Genomic DNA, 2,574 nt, shown 5'->3' on the forward strand with positions numbered 1-2,574 from the left:
GATACCGCCTAATACTGTTATTTTGATTAGTTTATTATTATATTCTAATTGGTTTGGGTTTTGAATGTTTAGATTGTTCATAACTTATAAAATTTCACTTATTAGTTACAAACTTAATCAATAAATGATATTATTTACAAATTTATTCGTTTGTTTTTTTACTTTTAAGTAATGTATATTTGCATAAACCCTTATTCTTAAAGCATTATTATTACTTATAGATTATGAAAATAGGAACAACCATAGTACAATTACGTAAAGAAAAAGGATTATCTCGTGATGTTCTAGGAAGCATTGTAGGAACTTCTGGAGCTGTAATTGGAAGATATGAACGTGAAGAGATTACGCCCTCAGTTGAGATAGCTAATAAAATTGCACAAGCTCTTGATGTTTCTTTAGATTATTTAGTAGGCAATAATACCGTAATTGTAAAAGATAAAAAAATTGTCGAACGTATTGAAGTTATCGCCACTATGCCCGATGAAGAACAAAAACAATTATTTAATGTGATTGATGCTTTAATTAGAGATTATAAAACTAAACTTTCTTATAAATAGTTTCTTCTATTACTTGACAAGGAAGATCTCCTATAATTACATCTATACTTTCTAATGCCTTATCTCTGCTAGATTCTATAATTTTTATTTATATAATACGTATCTAATTATATACGTATTACAAAATATATCATATATTTGTAGTGCATATTTGTAGCATACAATTGTATTACATATTTGTTATACATATTTAAATACTCAATGTTGCCAATAAAAAAACCCACCTGCTCTTGCAAATGGGTCTATTAAATAACTACTTACTAGGATTTTTTACCTCTTTAAGTAGTTTGGTAATTGCAACAATTACCAATAACAATAGTAGAAGATTCAATTCTTCCATAATTTTTAAAATCTTTTAGGTTAATAAATAACACCTAAATTTTAATAGAAACCGAGACTGCAATCTCGGTTTTTTTCATCTCTAGATGGTGTTGACTCTCAACTCTTCAAAGATAATCATAAAATCTATATTTCCATTCCAAAGTTATTCACAGATAATTATTTTGTGACTAATAGCGTTTTCTTGTTTTTATAGTAAAATTTAACAGTTTTAAACAGTTTTTAAAACAATAAAACCACTCAATTGAGTGGTTTATGTTTTATTGTTTTTAAAATAAGTATTTAAAATTAATCCGTTTTTAAAATTGAATTGGTCTCGACTAACTTACCTTTATCGTCTATTATCCAATATATACTATTATCGACTATAATTGACTTTCTTTTTAAACCATACAAGTGATTGTTTTTTTCTCTCTCTTCAATTGTAGGTATTGATATGTCTTTGTATACATTTTTACTCTCTTCAAATGAAACGAGTGGTTTATTATCCTTTAATTGAGTATAAAACAAATAATCTGTATAAAAAATAATAGGATAAAACTCATCATTGATAAATAACTTTCTGTTAGTTAATTGTATCTCTTTATCTTTAAAACTAATTAAATGTATTTTAAATCTTTTATCAGATACATTTTCTATTAAAAAAGCTATATCCTCTTTCGGTTTATTTAGAATTTCCTTGTAAATAGATTTTTCAGTTTCTAAATTAACTAAATAAGGTATTGTATTTTGTGCATTAATCTTGAGTAAACAAAAAGCAGTAATTAATATTGTAATAATTATTTTATTCATCTTTTTCATTTCTATAAATTTTAAAAGCCACTCCATCTCTTTAATGCATCTAAACCTATGTTAATAGTAGGTGCACCTTGACCTCCAGCACTTCCTTGGGTATAACCAATATTATTAGTCCGTGTTCCGTCTGAGCTAACTCTATGTATTTCAACCTGACCACCTGCATTTTGGCTATAAGCGTCAGTTGCATAAATCGTAACCCCTGAACTCGATGCTGTGTTTTTATCAAAATCCGAAGTACCTGGTATATTAATTTTAGTTGGATCTTGCGATAAGTTGTGACCATGAACTTGACCTAAAAGTAGTTTACCATCAACTGTATTATATTGATTACCATCACTACTTGTTCTAGAATTATAATTCATAGTTGTCAATCCATCTGTACCAGGCTCTCCTCTTGACGCTGATACTTCTCCAGTATCTCTATCTAAAGTTACAAAGGTCTGATGTTCCATTGTTGTCGATAAATCTGTGATTGTTTGAACCTCGTTTTGTATTTCAGAATCGTTAATACAAACTACTGTACTATTATTTTGTAAATCATTTGTAGCATTATTAGACATTGTGCCACCATGCTTTTCAGAAATATCTTGAAAATCAACACGATTAATTAATCTAATATTATTTGTTGAAGAACCGTCTTGACCTAACTTCTTACCAGTAACAGAATCTATGTACCAATCATCTGGAGCCATTCCATCAGGGTCAATAAAATAAATAGGATTATCAAAAGCATAGTTATATGGAGAGTGTCTTCTCATTTGTTCAGCTAGCGGGTCAACATTCATCCATCTACCTATAGCTGGGTCGTAATTCCTTGCGCCATAGTCGTATAAGTTTAAAGAAAGTTCATTTTGTAATTCCTTTCCGTTATAGCGATACT

Annotated in this window: 3 protein-coding genes; 1 reads left to right on the forward strand and 2 read right to left on the reverse strand. The window is 28.5% G+C overall.

From position 1 onward, the window contains the following. Positions 1 to 224: 224 nt before the first annotated feature. Positions 225 to 557, forward strand: a complete 333-nt coding sequence (locus SY27_RS18005; protein WP_045973039.1) for a helix-turn-helix domain-containing protein — start codon at positions 225 to 227, stop codon at positions 555 to 557. Positions 558 to 1,184: 627 nt separating this feature from the next. On the opposite strand, the gene SY27_RS18010 is transcribed toward SY27_RS18005, so the two are convergent. Together SY27_RS18010 and SY27_RS19035 are read right to left on the reverse strand one after the other, a co-directional pair. Further along, entirely contained in the window at positions 1,185 to 1,697 is a 513-nt protein-coding gene (locus tag SY27_RS18010; protein WP_152640794.1) for a hypothetical protein, read from the reverse strand. Positions 1,698 to 1,708: 11 nt separating this feature from the next. Continuing rightward, on the reverse strand, positions 1,709 to 2,574 hold an 866-nt coding region (locus SY27_RS19035), incomplete at its 5' end, for an RHS repeat-associated core domain-containing protein (RefSeq protein WP_045973043.1).

The organism is Flavobacterium sp. 316 (assembly GCF_000967805.1).
GTDB classification, from domain to species: domain Bacteria; phylum Bacteroidota; class Bacteroidia; order Flavobacteriales; family Flavobacteriaceae; genus Flavobacterium; species Flavobacterium sediminilitoris.

What these genes read in the sequence shown, in the direction of transcription:
- SY27_RS18005 (WP_045973039.1), top strand. Translation starts at nt 225, where the DNA reads ATGAAAATAGGAACAACCATAGTACAATTACGTAAAGAAAAAGGATTA.
- SY27_RS18010 (WP_152640794.1), bottom strand. Translation starts at nt 1,697, where the DNA reads ATGAAAAAGATGAATAAAATAATTATTACAATATTAATTACTGCTTTT.